Annotated in this window: 1 protein-coding gene; it reads left to right on the forward strand. The window is 61.7% G+C overall.

Features of this window, described 5'->3' with window-relative positions; translation table 11 throughout:
* Positions 1–261, forward strand: a 261-nt coding sequence (locus tag ACSNOG_RS33530) for a hypothetical protein (protein WP_436756441.1), incomplete at both ends; no start/stop codon positions are given.

Consider the following 261-nt stretch of genomic DNA (forward strand, 5'->3'; position numbering starts at 1 on the left):
GCAATTGAATGGAACCCATAAGCAGGCGCTGGAGAAGCTCGAGCAGCAGTATCAGGCCTCCGCCAAGGAGGAAGCCGAGAAGCATGCCCAGCATGCCAAGAAGCTGGAGGAGTCCTTCAAGCAGGAGGCGCTTCAGAAAGACCGGCAGCATACTGCCGCCGTACAGGAGCTGGAGAAGCAGCTGTCGGATCAGCGAAGCCGGGGAGGTCAGCTGCAGTCGCGCCTGGCAGCCGCCGAGAAGGAGCTGGGCGTAGTCAAGGG

This window comes from Streptomyces sp. URMC 124, from assembly GCF_051386455.1.
Taxonomy (GTDB): Bacteria; Actinomycetota; Actinomycetes; order Streptomycetales; family Streptomycetaceae; genus Streptomyces.